11 protein-coding genes are annotated in these 16,626 nt (G+C 71.4%); 4 read left to right on the top strand and 7 right to left on the bottom strand.

The features are described 5' to 3' along the window. Positions 1–3: 3 nt before the first annotated feature. A complete protein-coding gene (locus ACIRQH_RS30170) occupies positions 4–1,530 on the bottom strand; it encodes a flavin monoamine oxidase family protein (RefSeq protein ID WP_404227906.1) in 1,527 nt (508 codons plus the stop codon). A 299-nt stretch (positions 1,531–1,829) separates the two neighbouring features. On the opposite strand from ACIRQH_RS30170, the gene ACIRQH_RS30165 reads away from it, so the two are divergent. Beyond that, entirely contained in the window at positions 1,830–2,792 is a 963-nt protein-coding gene (locus ACIRQH_RS30165; protein WP_404227814.1) for a right-handed parallel beta-helix repeat-containing protein, read from the top strand. Positions 2,793–2,884: 92 nt separating this feature from the next. Here the strand turns inward: ACIRQH_RS30165 and rpsA are convergent, their stop codons facing one another. Continuing rightward, positions 2,885–4,396: a 30S ribosomal protein S1 gene (rpsA, locus tag ACIRQH_RS30160; RefSeq protein WP_358817039.1), complete on the bottom strand. Its 1,512-nt coding sequence runs from the start codon at positions 4,394–4,396 to the stop codon at positions 2,885–2,887. Positions 4,397–4,715: 319 nt separating this feature from the next. Here rpsA and ACIRQH_RS30155 point away from each other — a divergent pair, with 319 nt between their 5' ends. Both ACIRQH_RS30155 and hrpB read left to right on the top strand, forming a co-directional pair. Then, positions 4,716–5,576, top strand: a complete 861-nt coding sequence (locus tag ACIRQH_RS30155) for a class I SAM-dependent methyltransferase (RefSeq protein ID WP_358817038.1) — start codon at positions 4,716–4,718, stop codon at positions 5,574–5,576. A gap of 126 nt (positions 5,577–5,702) precedes the next feature. Beyond that, positions 5,703–8,291: an ATP-dependent helicase HrpB gene (gene hrpB / locus ACIRQH_RS30150; protein ID WP_404227811.1), complete on the top strand. Its 2,589-nt coding sequence runs from the start codon at positions 5,703–5,705 to the stop codon at positions 8,289–8,291. Here the strand turns inward: hrpB and ACIRQH_RS30145 are convergent. The 3 genes from ACIRQH_RS30145 to ACIRQH_RS30135 all read right to left on the bottom strand — a co-directional run bounded on the left by ACIRQH_RS30145 (position 8,281) and on the right by ACIRQH_RS30135 (position 11,316). Then, positions 8,281–9,273, bottom strand: coding sequence for a DUF3068 domain-containing protein (locus tag ACIRQH_RS30145; protein ID WP_388934918.1), 993 nt, complete (start codon positions 9,271–9,273; stop codon positions 8,281–8,283). The genes hrpB and ACIRQH_RS30145 overlap by 11 nt on opposite strands. A gap of 25 nt (positions 9,274–9,298) precedes the next feature. Next, complete coding sequence (locus ACIRQH_RS30140; RefSeq protein ID WP_358817035.1) at positions 9,299–9,433, bottom strand: SPW_0924 family protein; 135 nt, start codon at positions 9,431–9,433, stop codon at positions 9,299–9,301. A 161-nt stretch (positions 9,434–9,594) separates the two neighbouring features. Beyond that, positions 9,595–11,316 carry a lytic murein transglycosylase gene (locus ACIRQH_RS30135; RefSeq protein WP_404227808.1) on the bottom strand — a complete coding sequence of 574 codons (1,722 nt, stop codon included), beginning with the start codon at positions 11,314–11,316 and terminating at the stop codon, positions 9,595–9,597. Positions 11,317–11,596: 280 nt separating this feature from the next. Here ACIRQH_RS30135 and ACIRQH_RS30130 point away from each other — a divergent pair, with 280 nt between their 5' ends. Further along, a complete protein-coding gene (locus ACIRQH_RS30130; RefSeq protein ID WP_388875155.1) occupies positions 11,597–12,451 on the top strand; it encodes a DUF4184 family protein in 855 nt (284 codons plus the stop codon). Here the strand turns inward: ACIRQH_RS30130 and ACIRQH_RS30125 are convergent. Beyond that, complete coding sequence (locus tag ACIRQH_RS30125) at positions 12,372–13,367, bottom strand: serine hydrolase (RefSeq protein WP_404227805.1); 996 nt, start codon at positions 13,365–13,367, stop codon at positions 12,372–12,374. The genes ACIRQH_RS30130 and ACIRQH_RS30125 overlap by 80 nt on opposite strands. A 472-nt stretch (positions 13,368–13,839) precedes the next feature. Beyond that, the gene (gene polA / locus ACIRQH_RS30120) at positions 13,840–16,566 is read right to left on the bottom strand and encodes a DNA polymerase I (RefSeq protein ID WP_404227803.1); all 2,727 of its coding nucleotides are present in this window, start codon (positions 16,564–16,566) and stop codon (positions 13,840–13,842) included. Positions 16,567–16,626: the final 60 nt, after the last annotated feature.

The raw sequence follows: 16,626 nt of genomic DNA, 5'->3' as shown, positions 1-16,626 counted from the left end.
GCGTTACGACGACAGCACGCGCGCGTGGAGCGCGCTGACGGCGTTGCGGGCGGAGGTGAAGGCGCCGTGCTGCCAGGCGTCGGTGTAGCTGAGCCAGTCCCCGGCGAAGTAGACGCGTCCGGTGGGCCGGTTCAGGGACGTGTAGCGCGGGTCGTCGGGTCCGCCGGGGGTGTCGTGCCAGGCGGCTTCGAGGTGCGGTGTCTGGCGCCAGTGGTGGGAGAAGGACGAGTCGAGTTCGGTGCGGTACTTCTCGCCGTAGATCTTGACGCCCGCGGCCACCGCGCGCTTCTCGCGGTCCTTGGGACCGAGCTTGGCGTACGAGTCGGCGTCGGAGCCGTAGTTGTAGTAGCCGATCATGACGCCGCGCCGGCCGTTGAAGCCGTAGGAGGGGTGCCAGATGTGGGTGACGTCCTGGTCGGTCTCGGTGATGCCGCCGTAGATGCGGTGGTCGAGCTCCCACCAGCGTGAGCGGTATTCGAGGCCGATCTTGCCCGCGGACTGCGGGGTGATCGCCTCCAGGGCGCTCTGGACGCCGGAGCCGAGGTTGTGCGGGACCTTGGCGAGGATGTTGGGCGGCAGGGCGCCGACGCAGAAGTCGGCGTCGACGGACTTCGTGCGGCCGCCCTGGGTGTACGTGACGGTGACACCGTGGCCCTTGTCGGTGATCCGGGTGACCGCGGCTCCGGTGCGGACGCGGTGGGCTCCGACGGCACGGGTGAGGGCCTTCGGTATCTGGTCCATGCCGCCGACCGGCTGGAACATCAGCATGGCCTGGTCGAATTCGAACTCGAAGGAGAAGTAGCGGCCGACGCCGCTGGCGAAGACCTCGGAGGCGGCGGGGACGTCGCCGAGGAGGACGCCCGGGGTTCCGGCGGCTGCGGGGACGGTGGTGTAGCCCCGGCGCGGCCCGCCCTCGTAGGCGAGCTTGTCGCCGAGTTCGCCGAAGTCCTTGAGGAACTCGACGAGTCGGTCCTGGTCGGTGGCGGTCAGTTCCTTGTCGAGGGCGCCCTTGTCGGTCGCCTTGGCGAGCAGTTCGGAGACGTAGCCGTACACGTCGGCCTTCGCGGTGCGGTGGCGCACCGGCTTGGTCATGCCGGACGACTCGTTGTACATGTACGCGTCCGCGTTCGTGTTCGTGAACACCTCGACGGGGACGCCGAGTTCGCGGCAGTAGTCGAGGGTGACCATCCACTGCGGGATGCGGGCCGGTCCGGCGTTCATGTACTGGCCGTCGCTGAAGCGTGCCGTCTGGGTGTTGCCGTAGAGGTCGGTGGTCGTGTCCCCGCCGCGCACGGTGAAGTTGCGGCCGCCGGTGCGGTCCCTGGCCTCCAGGACCGTACAGTCGTAGCCCGCCTTGCCGAGCTCGTAGGCGGAGGCGAGCCCGGCGATGCCGCCGCCTACGATCACGACCTTTGCGGCGCCTCTCCCGGTGAGCGTGAAATCGCCCGACTTCGGTGCCCGGTAGGGCTGTTCACGCTGGGCGGCCTGCGCGGTGGGCGCGAGGCCGAGGGCTCCCATGGTGGCGAACATCGCGCCGGCACCGCCGGTCAGGCCGACGGTGCGCAAGAACGCGCGCCGGCTCGACGCACTCGATCGCTCCTGTGCTGCCATGTCTTCGGCTCCCCTCTCGATCTTGGATGACCCGGGGATCCTGGCAACGGCCGGTTACAGCCCTGCAGTTACTCGTGTATCCGCCACGTTTCCCTCCCCGCACACCGGCCCGGTACGGACCTTGACGCGGAACCGGGGCACCCTTACGTTCAGATGGGCGCCCAAAGTTCACGTACAAGAACTGTCTTCTTGCGAACCGACGGGAAGGTCACCCCCACATGCGTATCCGACGCACGCTTCTCCTCCCCCTGCTCGGCGCGGCACTGACCACCGGCGGGATGCCGGCGTCCGCCCTCACCGCGAGCGCGGCCCAGACCATCGAGGTCACCACTGCCGCCCAGCTGAAGTCGGCACTCGCCTCGGCCGCTCCCGGCGACACCATCCACCTCGCGGACGGCACGTACACCGGCAACTTCAAGACGACGACGGTCGCGAGCCCCGGCTCCCGCATCACCCTCACCGGCTCCGCGAAGGCCGTCCTCACGGCGGGCGGCGGCTACGGGCTGCACCTCAACGGCGCCTCGTACTGGACGGTCCGGGGCATCACCGTCACCGGCGGCCAGAAGGGCATCATGATCGACTCGGCGAAGGGCGTCGTCGTCGACACGGTCACCGTCCACGGGCTCGACATGGAGGGCGTCCACTTCCGCAACTCCAGCACGGACGGCGCGATCAGGAACTCGAAGATCTACGACACCGGCAACGACGGCCGCGGCATGGGCGAGGGCGTCTACGTCGGCACGGCCGGCGGGACTTCGGACAAGAGCGACCGCGTCGAGATCAGCGGCAACACGATCGGCCCGGACGTGGGCGGCGAGAACGTCGACATCAAGGAGGGCACGACGGGTGCCCGCATCACCGGCAACACCTTCGACGGCAGCGGACTGACCGGCGCCAACTACGACGACTCCTGGGTCGACGTGAAGGGCAACGACGTCCTCGTGGAGAACAACAAGGGGACCGCCACCACGAACGACGGCTACGAGACCCACACGCAGCAGTCCGGCTGGGGCTGCGGCACGGTGTTCCGCGGCAACACCTCGGACCTGCGGGGTGCCACGGGCGACAAGCAGCTCGCGGTGAACGTCACGAACTACAGCACCTCGTGCAGGACCACCGTCTACGCGTCGAACACGGTGACGGGCGGCAAGGGGCTCACCGACATCACGGTGACGCCCTGACCCCTGCCGGAGAACAGGACCCCCATGGAAGTGGGCCCGCACCGAATCGGTGCGGGCCCACTTCTTTCAGCTACTGCCTAGCGGGGAGCCTTTCAGCTCTGGCCGCCGGCGAGCTTCTCACGCAGAGCCGCCAGGGCCTCGTCCGACGCCAGGGCGCCGGAGTTGTCGTCCGACTCCGAGGAGTACGAACCGCCGCCGCCACCGCCACCGGACGCGGCCGGAGCCGCGGTGGAGGTGCTGGCACCCTCGGCCTCGGCCTGAGCGTCCGCCTCGCGGGACTTGATGACCTGAGCCTGGTGCTGCTCGAAGCGCTGCTGCGCCTCGGCGTACTGGGTCTCCCACACCTCACGCTGGGACTCGAAGCCCTCGAGCCAGTCGTTGGTCTCCGGGTCGAAGCCCTCGGGGTAGATGTAGTTGCCCTGGTCGTCGTACGACGCGGCCATGCCGTACAGAGTCGGGTCGAAGTCGACCGACGCCGGGTCGGCACCGAAGGCCTCGTTGGCCTGCTTCAGCGAGAGGCTGATGCGGCGGCGCTCGAGGTCGATGTCGATGACCTTGACGAAGATCTCGTCGTTGACCTGGACGACCTGCTCCGGGATCTCCACGTGGCGCTCGGCCAGCTCGGAGATGTGGACCAGACCCTCGATGCCCTCGTCCACGCGGACGAACGCACCGAACGGGACGAGCTTCGTGACCTTACCCGGGACGACCTGACCGATCTGGTGCGTCCGGGCGAACTGCTGCCACGGGTCTTCCTGCGTCGCCTTGAGCGACAGGGAGACGCGCTCGCGGTCCATGTCGACGTCGAGGACCTCGACGGTGACTTCCTGGCCGACCTCGACAACCTCGGAGGGGTGGTCGATGTGCTTCCAGGAGAGCTCGGAGACGTGCACCAGACCGTCGACGCCACCCAGGTCCACGAAGGCACCGAAGTTGACGATCGAGGAGACGACGCCGGAGCGGACCTGACCCTTCTGCAGGGTCGTGAGGAACGTCTGGCGAACCTCGGACTGGGTCTGCTCCAGCCAGGCACGGCGGGACAGGACCACGTTGTTGCGGTTCTTGTCCAGCTCGATGATCTTGGCCTCGAGCTCCTTGCCCACGTAGGGCTGGAGGTCGCGGACACGGCGCATCTCGACGAGGGAGGCCGGCAGGAAGCCACGGAGGCCGATGTCAAGGATGAGTCCACCCTTGACGACCTCGATGACGGTGCCGGTGACGATGCCGTCCTCTTCCTTGATCTTCTCGATGGTGCCCCAGGCGCGCTCGTACTGGGCACGCTTCTTCGAGAGGATCAGGCGGCCTTCCTTGTCCTCCTTCTGGAGAACAAGGGCTTCGATCTCGTCGCCGACCTTGACGACCTCGTTGGGGTCGACGTCGTGCTTGATCGAGAGCTCGCGGCTCGGGATGACACCTTCGGTCTTGTAACCGATGTCGAGCAGGACCTCGTCCCGGTCGACCTTCACGATTACGCCGTCGACGATGTCGCCGTCGTTGAAATACTTGATCGTCTCGTCGATCGCGGCGAGGAAAGCTTCCTCGTTGCCGATGTCGTTGACCGCTACCTGCGGCGTGGTAGAGGTGGTCTCGGTGCTGCTCGTCATGTGGGAAAGGGCTCCGGTACGGACAGTGAGTCGAAGGACTGCTCACGCCGGGAGCCCGTTTCGCCCTGTAGAAGCCGGACAGCCAAAGAAACGCCGAACCGGAAAACACCCGGTGGCGCCTCGAGAACCGAGGGGACATACATACAGATGCGAGCGTTACCTGCTACGTCTGAGGAGCGCAGGCCCGCAGCGCAACTTGTAGCATACGGGGGCAGCCGGGCAGGGTCAATGCGCGAAGGCGCACACCCGGGGCGGATCGCCGCAATCCCGGCACAAGACCTGTCTCACGAGGCCACGCGGGCAGCCGAACACCTCTGCCGTGACACGCCCGAGACGGGTTGGACGGAAGAGTACGACGAGGGAGCCGATCATCCAAGAGCCCGAACCGTTCGAACCGGAAGCCACCCGACGCGCCGCCGATCTCACCGAGAGTTCGCGGGCGAACCGGGGCTGGTGGGACCGGAACGCGGACGAGTACCAGACCGAACACGGCACGTTCCTCGGTGACGACCGGTTCGTGTGGAGCCCCGAGGGTCTCGACGAGGTGGAGGCCGAGCTGCTCGGCCCGCCGGAGGATCTCAAGGACAAGGACATCCTGGAGATCGGCGCCGGCGCGGCGCAGTGCTCCCGCTGGCTGGCCGGGCAGGGCGCGCGCCCGGTCGCCCTGGACCTCTCCCACCGCCAGCTCCAGCACGCGCTGCGGATCGGCGGAGGAGTGCCGCTGGTGCAGGCGGACGCCTCCGCGCTGCCCTTCGCGGACGCCTCCTTCGACCTCGCGTGCTCGGCCTACGGAGCGCTGCCGTTCATCGCCGACCAGGTGCTGGTGCTGCGCGAGGTGCGCAGGGTGCTGCGCCCGGGCGGCCGTTTCGTCTTCTCCGTCACCCACCCGATCCGCTGGGCGTTCCCCGACGAGCCCGGCCCCGAGGGTCTGTCGGTGTCCGCGTCCTACTTCGACCGCACCCCCTATGTGGAGCAGGACGACGAGGGCCGAGCGGTCTACGTCGAGCACCACAGGACGGTCGGCGACCGGGTGCGGGACGTGGTGGCCGGCGGTTTCCGTCTGGTCGACCTCGTCGAGCCGCAGTGGCCCGCCTGGAACACCCAGGAATGGGGCGGCTGGTCCCCGCTGCGCGGCAACCTGATCCCGGGCACGGCGATCTTCGTGTGCGAACGGGACTGAGCCGGGCGGGACGAGGAGCACGGGCCGGGACAGAGGCGACAAAGGAGAGAACGGGCACGCGTGTGGGTGCACACGCGTGCCCGCGCGCGTGGGCAACGGGTTTGACGCGCGTACGAGACTGGTGGCGTGATCCGTTACGACGCCCTGGACGTGCTGCCCGTACGCGGTGCCCTGCCCGGTCTCGACGACGCCCTGGAGGGGCACGGCGGGGCGGTGCTGGTGGCGCCGCCCGGCACGGGCAAGACGACGCTGGTGCCGCTGGCCCTGGCCGGGCTGCTGGACGACGGGCGCCCGCCGCGCCGGGTGGTGGTGGCGGAGCCGCGGCGGATCGCGGCCCGGGCGGCGGCGCGACGGATGGCGTGGCTGCTGGGCGAGCAGGTCGGTGAGAGCGTCGGTTTCACCGTGCGCGGGGAGCGGGTCGTCGGGCGGCGCGCGCGCGTGGAGGTCGTCACGACGGGTGTCCTGCTCCAGCGGCTGCAACGGGACCAGGAACTGTCGGGCGTCGATGTCGTCGTGCTCGACGAGTGCCACGAGCGGCATCTGGACGCCGACACGGTGGCCGCGTTCCTCCTCGACGTGCGGGCCGCGCTCCGGCCCGAGCTGCGGCTGGTCGCCGCGTCCGCGACGACGGACGCGGGAGGCTGGGCCCGGCTGCTCGGGGACGCCCCGGTCGTCGAGGCGGAGGGTGTCTCCTATCCGGTCGAGGTGGTGTGGGCCCCGCCCGCGCGTCCGGTCCGGCCGCCACACGGGATGCGGGTGGACCCGGCGCTCCTGACACACGTGGCGTCGACGGTGCGGCGGGCGCTGGCCGAACGCACCGGTGACGTCCTGTGCTTCCTTCCCGGCGTCGGGGAGATCGCGCGGGTCGCCGGACAACTGGGCGGCCTCGGTGACGTCGACGTCCTGCAGGTCCACGGCCGGGCGCCGGCCGCCGTACAGGACGCGGTGCTCACGGCGGCCGAGCGACGCCGGGTGGTCCTCGCGACGTCGGTGGCCGAGTCGTCGCTGACGGTTCCCGGGGTGCGCGTGGTGGTGGATTCGGGGCTGGCCCGGGAGCCGCGGGTGGATCACGCGCGCGGGCTGAGCGCGCTGGCGACCGTACGGGCCTCGCAGGCGGCCGGACGGCAGCGGGCGGGACGGGCCGGGCGGGAGGCGCCGGGCGCGGTGTACCGGTGCTGGGCGGAGGCGGAGGACGGCAGGCTGGCGCGTTTCCCCGCGCCGGAGATCAAGGTGGCCGATCTGACGGCGTTCGCGCTCCAGGCGGCCTGCTGGGGTGATCCGGAGGCGACGGGGCTGGCCCTGCTGGATCCGCCGCCGGGCGGGGCGATGGCGGCGGCCCGGTCCGTGCTGTCGGCCGTGGGTGCGGTCGACGTCTCGGGGCGCGCCACCGAGCGCGGTGTCCGCATGTCCCGGCTGGGCCTGCATCCCCGGCTCGCCCGGGCGCTGCTGGACGCGGCACCTGAGGTGGGCGCGGCGCGGGCCGCCGACGTGGTCGCGCTGCTCAGCGAGGAGCCGCCGCGCGAGTACGGCGACGACCTGGCCGCGGCCTGGCGCACGGCCCGGCGCGGCGGTGACGCCTACGCGTCCCGCTGGCGCACCGAGTCCCGCCGGCTGCGTTCGGCCGCGACGGAGGCGGCTTCCGCGGCGGGCCGCGGGCCGTCGTCCTCCGGCACGCCCTCGCGGAAGGGAGCGGAGCGGGGCGACGGGGAGCGGCGCGACGGTTCGGGAGACGGCACGCCCGGGGACGACCGGGTGGTCGGGCTCGTCGCGGCGCTGGCGTTCCCCGAGCGCCTCGCGCGCGTGCAGGGGGCCTCGCATCTCATGGTCAGCGGCACCCGCGCGGACGTCGGGGAGGGTTCCTCGCTGCGCGGTGCTCCCTGGCTGGCGGTGGCCGTCGCCGACCGTCCCGTCGGGAGCGGGCACGCACGCGTGCGGCTCGCCGCCGTCACCGACGAGGGCACGGCGCGGCGGGCCGCCGCCGGACTGCACTCCGAGGGCGACGAGGTCCACTGGGCGCAGGGTGATGTCGTCGCGCGGCGGGTGGAGCGGCTGGGCGCGGTGGAACTGGCGGTGCGACCGCTGCGCAACGCCGGCTCCGGGCTCGTACGGGAGGCGTTGCTGGAAGGGTTGCGGGAGGAGGGGTTCGGTCTGCTGCGGTGGTCGGGGGACGCCGAAGTGCTGCGGCAGCGGCTGGCGTTCGTGCACCGGCGGCTCGGCGCCCCGTGGCCGGACGTCTCCGACGAGGCGCTCCACGCGCGCGCGGAGGAGTGGCTGGAGCCGGAGCTGAGCCGGGCCCGGCGGCGGGCGGACCTGGCGCGGATCGACGCCGGGCAGGCGCTGAACCGGCTGCTGCCGTGGTCCACGGGAGAGGCGGCCCGGCTCGACGAGCTCGCGCCCGAGCGGATCGGGGTGCCGAGCGGTTCACGGATCCGCGTCGACTACGGCGATCCCGAACAGCCGGTGCTCGCCGTGAAGTTGCAGGAGATGTTCGGGCTGCAGGCGTCGCCCGCCGTCGCCGGTGTTCCCGTGCTGGTGCACCTGCTCTCCCCCGCCGGCCGGCCCGCCGCCGTGACAGCGGACCTGGCCTCCTTCTGGAAGGACGGCTACAAGGGCGTACGGGCGGAGTTGCGGGGGCGGTATCCCAAGCATCCGTGGCCCGAGGACCCGGCGACCGCGGAGCCGACGCGGTACACGAACGCCCGGCTCAGGCGCTGACGGGTTCGGGGTCGGCCGCCGGGGCCCGCGCGGCGTCTCCGGGCCTGCGTCCGCGGGCCTCCAGGTAGAGGGACAGCGCCAGCAGGGCGACGCCGAGGACGAGGAATCCCCAGGGGAGGTACGAGGTCAGCAGCAGGATGAGGGTGCGGTTGGACTTGACGAGGTCGACGGTGTGCTCGATGTAGTCCTCGCGCATCTTCACGTGGCCGGAGAAGGCGGTCACCTTGTCCCGGTCGCCGAGGAGGGTGCCGCCGCGCAGCTCCTCCTTGTGGATCTCCTCGCCGTAGACGGGTGCTCCGGTGACCGGTTCGACCCAGAACCTGCGGACGGTGGTGTACCAGCGGGTGGTGCCGGTCTTGGCGACGGACTCCGGGGTGATGCCCTGGACGGGCATGATCTTGGGGAACGTCACCTTCGTCCAGGGGATGGTCTGCTCGAAGTAGTAGACCTTGACGCCCCGGAAGGTCTGGGTGTTCTTGTAGTGGATGGGCGCCGAGGTGCGGGTCTGCGCGTCGAAGTACTCGTAGTCCCGTTTCTCCGTCCGGAAGGGCCACTTGAACTCGATGCCCTCGCGGGTGACGGCGTCGCCGTCGACGGACTCGCCGGTGGCGTGGACGGGGTCCTGGCTGTGGGCGTCGAAGATGTAGCGCTCGGGGAGCTTGGAGACCATCTTCCCGTCGGGGCCCTGGACGTAGGAGAGGGAGTCCCAGACGACGACGTCGCGGCCCGCGGTGCGTTCGATCCGTTCGGAGGCGCCGACGTTGCCCTTCAGGGTCTGCACGATGGTGACCTTGGGGACCTTCTTCGCCTGCATGGTGCCGTAGTCGAGGAGGGTCGCGTTCTTCGCCTCCAGGACCATGTCCTGGTACTGGTCGGCGGGGACCTTGGCCAGCCGCGGGAACGCGTACCAGCGCAGCAGCGGGGACAGCGCCGTGAAGAACACGGCGAGCGCGAGCAGGATCAGGCTTGCCTTGCGGCGCATCTCGACGGCCCTCCCGGTGCGTGGGTCAGGGGTGTTCGGGGACGGTGGTGAGCATCGGCTTCGGCGAGGTATGGCCGGCCGGCGAGCCCATGGCCGTGATGGTCAGGACCAGCGCGAGCGCCACGGCGAAGCCGGTCGCGGCGGCGATGAGGGCACGCATGCGGGCCTCCCGAGGGCCAGGAGCTGATACATCGTCAGGTCCGGCACCGTAGCAACGGCCGCGCGAGATGAGAACACGTCGCACAGCACCTCACGCGCTCAACGGAGCAGGGCGCCCCTTCGCCGGCGGCGAAGGGGCGCCCTGAACGCGTGAACGGGCCGCTAGGCGGCGGGCGTCTCGGACGCCTCGGGTGCGGCGGCGACGGTCAGTTCGACGGTCAGTGTCGCGCCGCCCGTGGTGGTGACGCGGAGCAGGAACGTGCCGGTGGTGTCGTCGGCGTACAGCTTCGGCAGCTTGAGGAGGCCGTCGGCGTCCGTGGTGAGGTCCGTCAGGGTGTGGACGGTCTTGCCGTCGGCGTCCTTGAAGGAGGGGCCCTTGTCGTTCTCGGTGGCGTCGTCGGCGGACTTCACGAGGGTCGCGGTGGCGGCGACCTTGCCGGCGACGGCACCCTTGTAGGTGGCCTTCACCTCGACCTGGTCGGCGAACTCGCCGCCGGGCACACAGGTCAGCGCGGTGTCTGCGGTGCGGGCCAGGGTGTCGGCCTGGCGGGCGGTGACGGTCGCCTTGTGGTCGAGGCCTGCCAGGACGCGGCCCACGACGGTCGCGCGGACGGTGAAGTCGCCGGCCTTCTCGCCCGCGACGAGCGCGGGGGCGGTGGCCGCGCCCAGCCCGTTCGTCATCACGGTGGCGACGCTCTCACCGCCGGTGAAGGTGGCGTCCGTGTCGCCGACGATGGTGAAGCGGACCCGGACCCGCGCCACGGCCTTGTCGGACTTGTCCTCGGTCCGCACCACGATCTTCTGCGCGAAGGTGTCCCCCGCCGTCGCGGTGAGCTTCCCGCTGCCGCCGTCCGCCAGGTGGTCCACCGTCTCGGTGGGCGTGGGCGGGGTGGTGGTGGGCGGAGTGGTGGGTGGCGGGGTGGCCGGGGTCGTCGGAGGTGTCGTGGGGGGCGTCGCGGGAGGCGTGGACTTGGGCGGCTTCGGGGAGTTGCCGGGGTGCGAGGAGGCGGGCGGTGTGGTGCCCGGGCTCGGCGTGGTCGCGTCGTCGCTGTGGTGCGAGGGCAGCGTGCCGGTGCCGTTCGGCACCTCGTGCGTGCCCTTGCGGTAGAACTCCAGCCACGACAGGACGGTGTTGAGGTACGCCGTCGAGTTGTTGTAGCTGAGGATCGACTGGTTCATCTGCGCCTGGACCGACAGGTCGTGGTCGAAGCGGCACAGGTAGTGCCCGGCGGCGAGGGCCGCGTCGTAGATGTTGTTGGGGTCCTTCTTGCCGTCGCCGTTGCCGTCGCGGCCCGCCCAGTCCCAGGTGGAGGGGATGAACTGCATGGGGCCCACCGCGCGGTCGTACGTGCTGTCGCCGTCGTACGCGCCGTGGTCGGTGTCGCTGATGCTGGCGAAGCCGTTGCCGTTCAGGACGGGTCCGAGGATCGGCGACAGGGTCGTACCGCTCGCGTCGACGCGGCCGCCGCGGGCCTGGCCGGACTCGACCTTGCCGATGGCGGCGAGGAGCTGCCAGGGCAGGTTGCAGCCGGGCTTGGACGCGCGCAGCGACTCCTCGGCCTTCTTGTAGGCGTCGAGGACGCTCGCGGGGATGCCCGCCTCCGCGTCGCCCGTGGCGGCCGGTGTCCCGCTTCCCGCGGTCGGTGAGGGCTTCGGGCTGTCGAGCGGCGGCAGGTCCGTGTAGTAGCGCGAGTTGCCGGTCGCGGTGCCGTCGTCGCCCGTGGCACTCGCGTCCTGGCCGACATCGGCTCCGGTGGTCCGTCTTCCGTGGTTGTCGGTGGTCACTCCGGGCGCCTGCGACGCGGACAGTGCGGCGACCGCGACCGCGGCCACCGCTGTGGTTGCCGCGCCCGTGCGCAGCCTCCTGCCGAATTGCGCCGCCATTGAGTGAACCCCTCCCACCGACGGCCGGGCGAGCCTGCCGTCTCTCGGATGTCAGCGCGCTCCAGGTCCCGGTGCGCGTCCTGCCGCTCTCGTGTTCCTCCGCTGTTCGACCGTGCTCCCCGGCACGGTGACCCAGGCGACCCTACGACAACTTCCGTCGCGCGGGGACCCGTTCACGCCCGATATTCACCACTTGGCCATGTCCCGCCGTCCTCCATAATGGCCGTCAGTGATCAGCTGGCCGGACATATCCGGCCAACAGTTGCCACAGGGGGACGACTTGCCTTTCACGCTCAGTCACGCGGCGGCGGTCCTTCCTGCCCTGCGCGGGGACGGAAGCGGGCGCGGACGACTGGTTCCCGCCGTCCTCGTGGCCGGCTCCTTCTCCCCCGACCTGACCTACTACGCGGCGAGTGTGCTGCCCGGCGCGATGGACTTCGGCTCCTTCACCCACGCGTTCACCGGGGTGTTCACCGTCGACGTGCTCATCGCGTGGGCCCTGGTCGGCGCGTGGCTGGGTGTGCGGGAACCGCTCGTGGCGCTGCTTCCGGCGGCTCTGCGGGGGCGGCCGGCCCGGCTGACGCGCTGCGGGGCGCCGCGCGGACGGCCGCGTCCGGAGGTGGCCCTGTGGTGGTACGTCTCGGCCGCGCTCGGCGCGCTGACGCATGTGGTGTGGGACGCGTTCACGCATCACGACCGGTGGGGCGTACGGCTCTTCCCCGTCCTCGGGCGGGACCTGGCGGGCGCTCCGCTCTACTGGTACCTCCAGTACGGCAGTTCGGCGGTGGCGGCCGTCGTGATCGTGGGCTTCACGGTGGCCGCTCTGCGCCGCACCCCGGCCGGCCCGGCCCTCGGGGTGCCGGTGCTGTCCGCCGCCGACCGGTGGCTGGCCTGCGGGGTCGTCGGGGGCTGCGCGCTGGCGGGCGCGGTGCAGCGGGCGCTGCGCTGGTGGGCGTACCGGGGGTCCGTCGCGAAGCCGTGGGAGCTGATTCCGGCCCTGTGCTTCGGCGGCGGTGCGGGACTGGTCCTCGGCCTCGGCCTGTACGCCGCGGGGGTCAGGGTGTGGCGCCCTGCTCCGGCTCGTCCCAGCCCGGCAGCGGCCCGTACGGAGCCGAGCCGTCCGACCCCTCGCTGACCGGAGTCTCGGGGGAGGGAGCCGGGGGCAGGCCACGTCCCCTCGCGAGGCCGCGGTGCACGGCCTGCGCGATGCGTTCGATGGTGCGGACCCCGTACGCCATCGTCGGGTTGTCGTGCGTCAGGACGACGATGCGGTAGGTGCGGGCGGGGCCGGTGAAGGCACCGACGCTGTGGACGCGCCAGCCGTGGGTGGCGCGGGGCAGCCAGCCGTTCTTGAGGTGGGCGGTCAGACCGCGCGGCATCCCGGAGGGCACCCCCCAGCGCTGGTCGCCGCGCACCTCGGCGAGCAGCCGCAGGCCGTAGCCGCGGGTCTTCAGGAACGAGCGGGCGTCGGTGAGCACGTCCAGCAGGCGCATCTGGTCGCCGGCCGTGGTGCGGGTCAGGCCGAAGTAGCCCTTCGGACCGAGGACCGTGCGGCTCGTCCCTGCACGGCTCAGGAGGCGTGACAGGTGGCCGCGGCCGAGGTCGGTCCACAGACGCACGGCGGACGCGTTGTCGGACCGTGTGATCATCGGGCGGACGTTGGCCAGCTCCCAGCGGGTGAGCCTGCGCCGCAGACTCTCCGCCCGGCGCAGGGCACCCTCCATGATCATCACTTTGGCGATGCTCGCGGCGTCGTACTGCCGGTCACTGGCGACCGCGCAGCTGAGCCCAGTCCTGTCGTCGTGCACCGCGACGGACACGGCGCCCCGACGGGCCGACAACGCCGCCTGGAGGTCACGGGACATCCGGGCCGCCAGGTCCGGGTCCCGCGGGGCACGGCAGACGGCGGGCAGCTGGGCGGTACCGGCGTTCGCGGCGACGGCGGGCACCGGCGCGAGCAGGACCGGGACGACGGCCGCGGTCACCGTCACGGTCGCGACCACGACGGTCGCGGACATGGCCGTACGGCGGTGGAGCGTGCGTATACCCATGCCCGCATCCTTACGGGCCCCCCGCACGGTGGGCCCGCTGCGAGGGCCACGCGAGTGACACCACGGCCGGCAGCTGTGGGCGACGTGGGCGACGGACCGCGCCCGAGGAGTACGCGGCGGCCCGCGCCGGGCGTCCGTCGGGGCGCGGGCGCTGTGGGGCGGCCGGCACCGGGTGCCGGTCCTGGCCCGGGACAGAGCACACCTGTCGGGGCGCGGGGAACGCGGGCCACCCCGCGCCACCGCCTGCCGAGGCGCGGGAGACGCGGGTCGGCTCTGCGCGGGCATCTGCCATGGCGCCGGGAACACGGATCGCCGGCACCCGATGTCTGTCGGGGCGCGCGGTCCGGTCCCGCTGTGCGTCCCCCGTGAGCCCTGCCCTGGTGGCGGGGATCCCGGCAGGTGGTGGTGACTGACGGCTGCGGGCCCGGCACCTCCGTGGTGTCGGGCCCGCAGCCGTCGGTCGCACCGGCGGTCAGTGTGCCGCCGACTCCCAGTCCGGGCCCGAGCCGACCGAGACGTCGAGCGGGGCGCGGAGCTGGACCGCGGACGCCATCTCGCGGCGCAGCAGCTCCTCCGTCCGCTCGCGCTCGCCGGGGGCGATCTCCAGGACGATTTCGTCGTGCACCTGGAGGAGCATGCGGGACTTGAGGTCGGCCTCGCGCAGCGCCCGGTCCACGTTCAGCATCGCGATCTTGACGATGTCGGCGGCCGTGCCCTGGATGGGGGCGTTGAGCGCCATGCGCTCGGCGGCCTCCCGGCGCTGCCGGTTGTCGCTGTTGAGGTCGGGCAGATAGCGGCGGCGCCCGAAGAGCGTCGCCGTGTAGCCCGTGGCGCGGGCTTCGTCGACCGCGCGGCGCAGATAGTCCCGCACTCCGCCGAATCGCTCGAAGTACGTGTCCATCAGCCCACGGGCCTCGCCCGCCTCGATGCTCAGCTGCTGGGAGAGACCGAACGCCGACAGCCCGTACGCCAGGCCGTACGACATCGCCTTGATCTTGCGGCGCATCTCCGCGTCGACACCGGACCGCTCCACGGAGAACACCTGCGAGGCCACCGTGGTGTGCAGGTCCTCACCGGAGGTGAACGCCTCCAACAGGCCCTCGTCCTCGGACAGATGGGCCATCACCCGCAGCTCGATCTGGCTGTAGTCCGCGGTCATCAGGGACTCGAAGCCCTCGCCGACAACGAAGCCCCGGCGGATCGCGCGACCCTCGTCTGTGCGCACCGGGATGTTCTGGAGGTTCGGATCGGTCGACGACAGCCGGCCGGTCGCCGCGACCGTCTGATTGAACGTGGTGTGGATCCGGCCGTCCGCGGCGATCGTCTTGATCAGACCCTCGACCGTGGAGCGCAGCTTCGCCTGCTCGCGGTGCCGGAGCATGATCACGGGCAGTTCGTTATCGGTCTGCGCGGCCAGCCAGGCCAGCGCGTCCGCGTCCGTCGTGTAGCCCGTCTTCGTCTTCTTCGTCTTCGGCAGGGCCAGCTCGCCGAAGAGGACCTCCTGGAGCTGCTTGGGCGAGCCGAGGTTGAACTCGTGCCCGGCCGCCGCGTGCGCCTCCTTCACCGCCTGCTGCACGGCGCCCGCGAACATCTGCTCCATGGCCTCCAGATGGGCCTTGTCGGCCGCGATGCCGTGCCGCTCCAGACGGGCCAGCAGGCTGGAGGTGGGCAGCTCCACGTCGCGCAGCAGGTCGGCCGAGCCGACCTCCTGGAGCTTGCCCTCGAACGCCTCGCCCAGGTCGAGGATCGTGCGGGCCTGCGCCATCAGCGCGTCGGCCTCGGCCTGCTCGTCCGTGCCGAAGGCGAGCTGACCGTCGGCCGCCGCGGCCGGTCCCAGCTCGCGCCCCAGGTACTCGAGGGACAGCGCGTCCAGCGCGAAGGAACGACGGCCGGGCTTGACCAGGTAGGCGGCGAGCGCGGTGTCCATCGTCACGCCCTCGATGGTCCAGCCGTGCTCGGCGGCGACCCGCATCGCGCCCTTGGCGTTGTGCAAAATCTTGCGCTGCGCCGGGTCGGCGAGCCACCGCGCGAACGCGTTCTCGTCGGCCGCGTCGAGCTGCGCGGGGTCGAACCAGACGGCCGGCCCCGCTCCCGCGGCCAGCGCCACCTCGGCGACGGAGCCCGTGCCCAGCCCCCAGGTGTCGACCGTGGCCATACCGAGAACGGCCGGGCCGTGCTCGGCGAGCCACGGCTGCAGCTCGCCCGCGCCCAGCACCGCGCCGTCGACGGCGACACCCTCGGCGACCGGCTGCTTCTCCTCGGCCTCCTCCGCCCCCGGATCGACCGCCAGCAGCCGCTCACGCAGCGACGGGTTACGGATCTCCAGGGTGTCCAGGACCATCGCGAGGGCCTTGCGGTCGTACGCGGCGCGCTCCAGGTCGGTGACCGTCCGGGGCAGCTCGACGTCCTTGACCATCTCGGTGAGCCGGCGGTTGAGCTTCACCGCCTCCAGGTGGTCGCGCAGGTTCTGCCCGGCCTTGCCCTTGACCTCGTCCGCCCGCTCGACGAGGTCCGCGAACGAACCGAACTGATTGATCCACTTCGCGGCCGTCTTCTCACCGACACCGGGGATGCCCGGCAGGTTGTCCGACGGGTCGCCGCGCAGCGCGGCGAAGTCCGGGTACTGCGCGGGCGTCAGCCCGTACTTCTCGACAACCTTCTCCGGGGTGAACCGGGTCAGCTCGGAGACACCCTTCGTCGGGTACAGCACCGTCGTGTGCTCGGAGACCAGCTGGAAGGAGTCACGGTCGCCGGTGACGATCAGCACGTCGAAGCCCTCGGCCTCGGCCTGTGTCGCCAGCGTCGCGATGATGTCGTCGGCCTCGAAGCCGTCGACCGCGAACCGCTGCGCGTGCATCGCGTCGAGCAGCTCACCGATCAGCTCGACCTGCCCCTTGAACTCGTCCGGGGTCTTCGACCTGTTCGCCTTGTACTCGGTGAACTCCTCGGAGCGCCACGTCTTGCGCGACACGTCGAACGCCACCGCGAAGTGCGTGGGCGCCTCGTCGCGCAGCGTGTTCGCCAGCATCGACGCGAACCCGTAGATGGCGTTCGTCGGCTGGCCGGTCGCGGTCGTGAAGTTCTCCGCGGGCAACGCGAAGAACGCGCGGTAGGCCAGCGAGTGCCCGTCCATGAGCATCAGGCGCGGGCGGCCCGTACCTGCGGTTTTCTCGGTCTTCTTCGATGCTGTCTCTGCCACACCCCCGATCCTGCCACGGTCCACTGACATCGAGAGCCGTCCCGGCCCGCCGCACCCGCC

The organism is Streptomyces sp. NPDC102279 (assembly GCF_044766365.1).
Taxonomy (GTDB): Bacteria; Actinomycetota; Actinomycetes; order Streptomycetales; family Streptomycetaceae; genus Streptomyces.
This window is presented reverse-complemented; position numbering and strand designations above follow the sequence as displayed.

Excerpts from the sequence above, each read along its gene's own strand:
- ACIRQH_RS30135 (WP_404227808.1), bottom strand. The coding sequence starts at position 11,316 with ATGGCGGCGCAATTCGGCAGGAGGCTGCGCACGGGCGCGGCAACCACA.
- ACIRQH_RS30170 (WP_404227906.1), bottom strand. The coding sequence starts at position 1,530 with ATGTTCGCCACCATGGGAGCCCTCGGCCTCGCGCCCACCGCGCAGGCC.
- ACIRQH_RS30145 (WP_388934918.1), bottom strand. The coding sequence starts at position 9,273 with ATGCGCCGCAAGGCAAGCCTGATCCTGCTCGCGCTCGCCGTGTTCTTC.
- rpsA (WP_358817039.1), bottom strand. The coding sequence starts at position 4,396 with ATGACGAGCAGCACCGAGACCACCTCTACCACGCCGCAGGTAGCGGTC.
- ACIRQH_RS30165 (WP_404227814.1), top strand. The coding sequence starts at position 1,830 with ATGCGTATCCGACGCACGCTTCTCCTCCCCCTGCTCGGCGCGGCACTG.
- ACIRQH_RS30125 (WP_404227805.1), bottom strand. The coding sequence starts at position 13,367 with ATGGGTATACGCACGCTCCACCGCCGTACGGCCATGTCCGCGACCGTC.
- ACIRQH_RS30140 (WP_358817035.1), bottom strand. The coding sequence starts at position 9,433 with ATGCGTGCCCTCATCGCCGCCGCGACCGGCTTCGCCGTGGCGCTCGCG.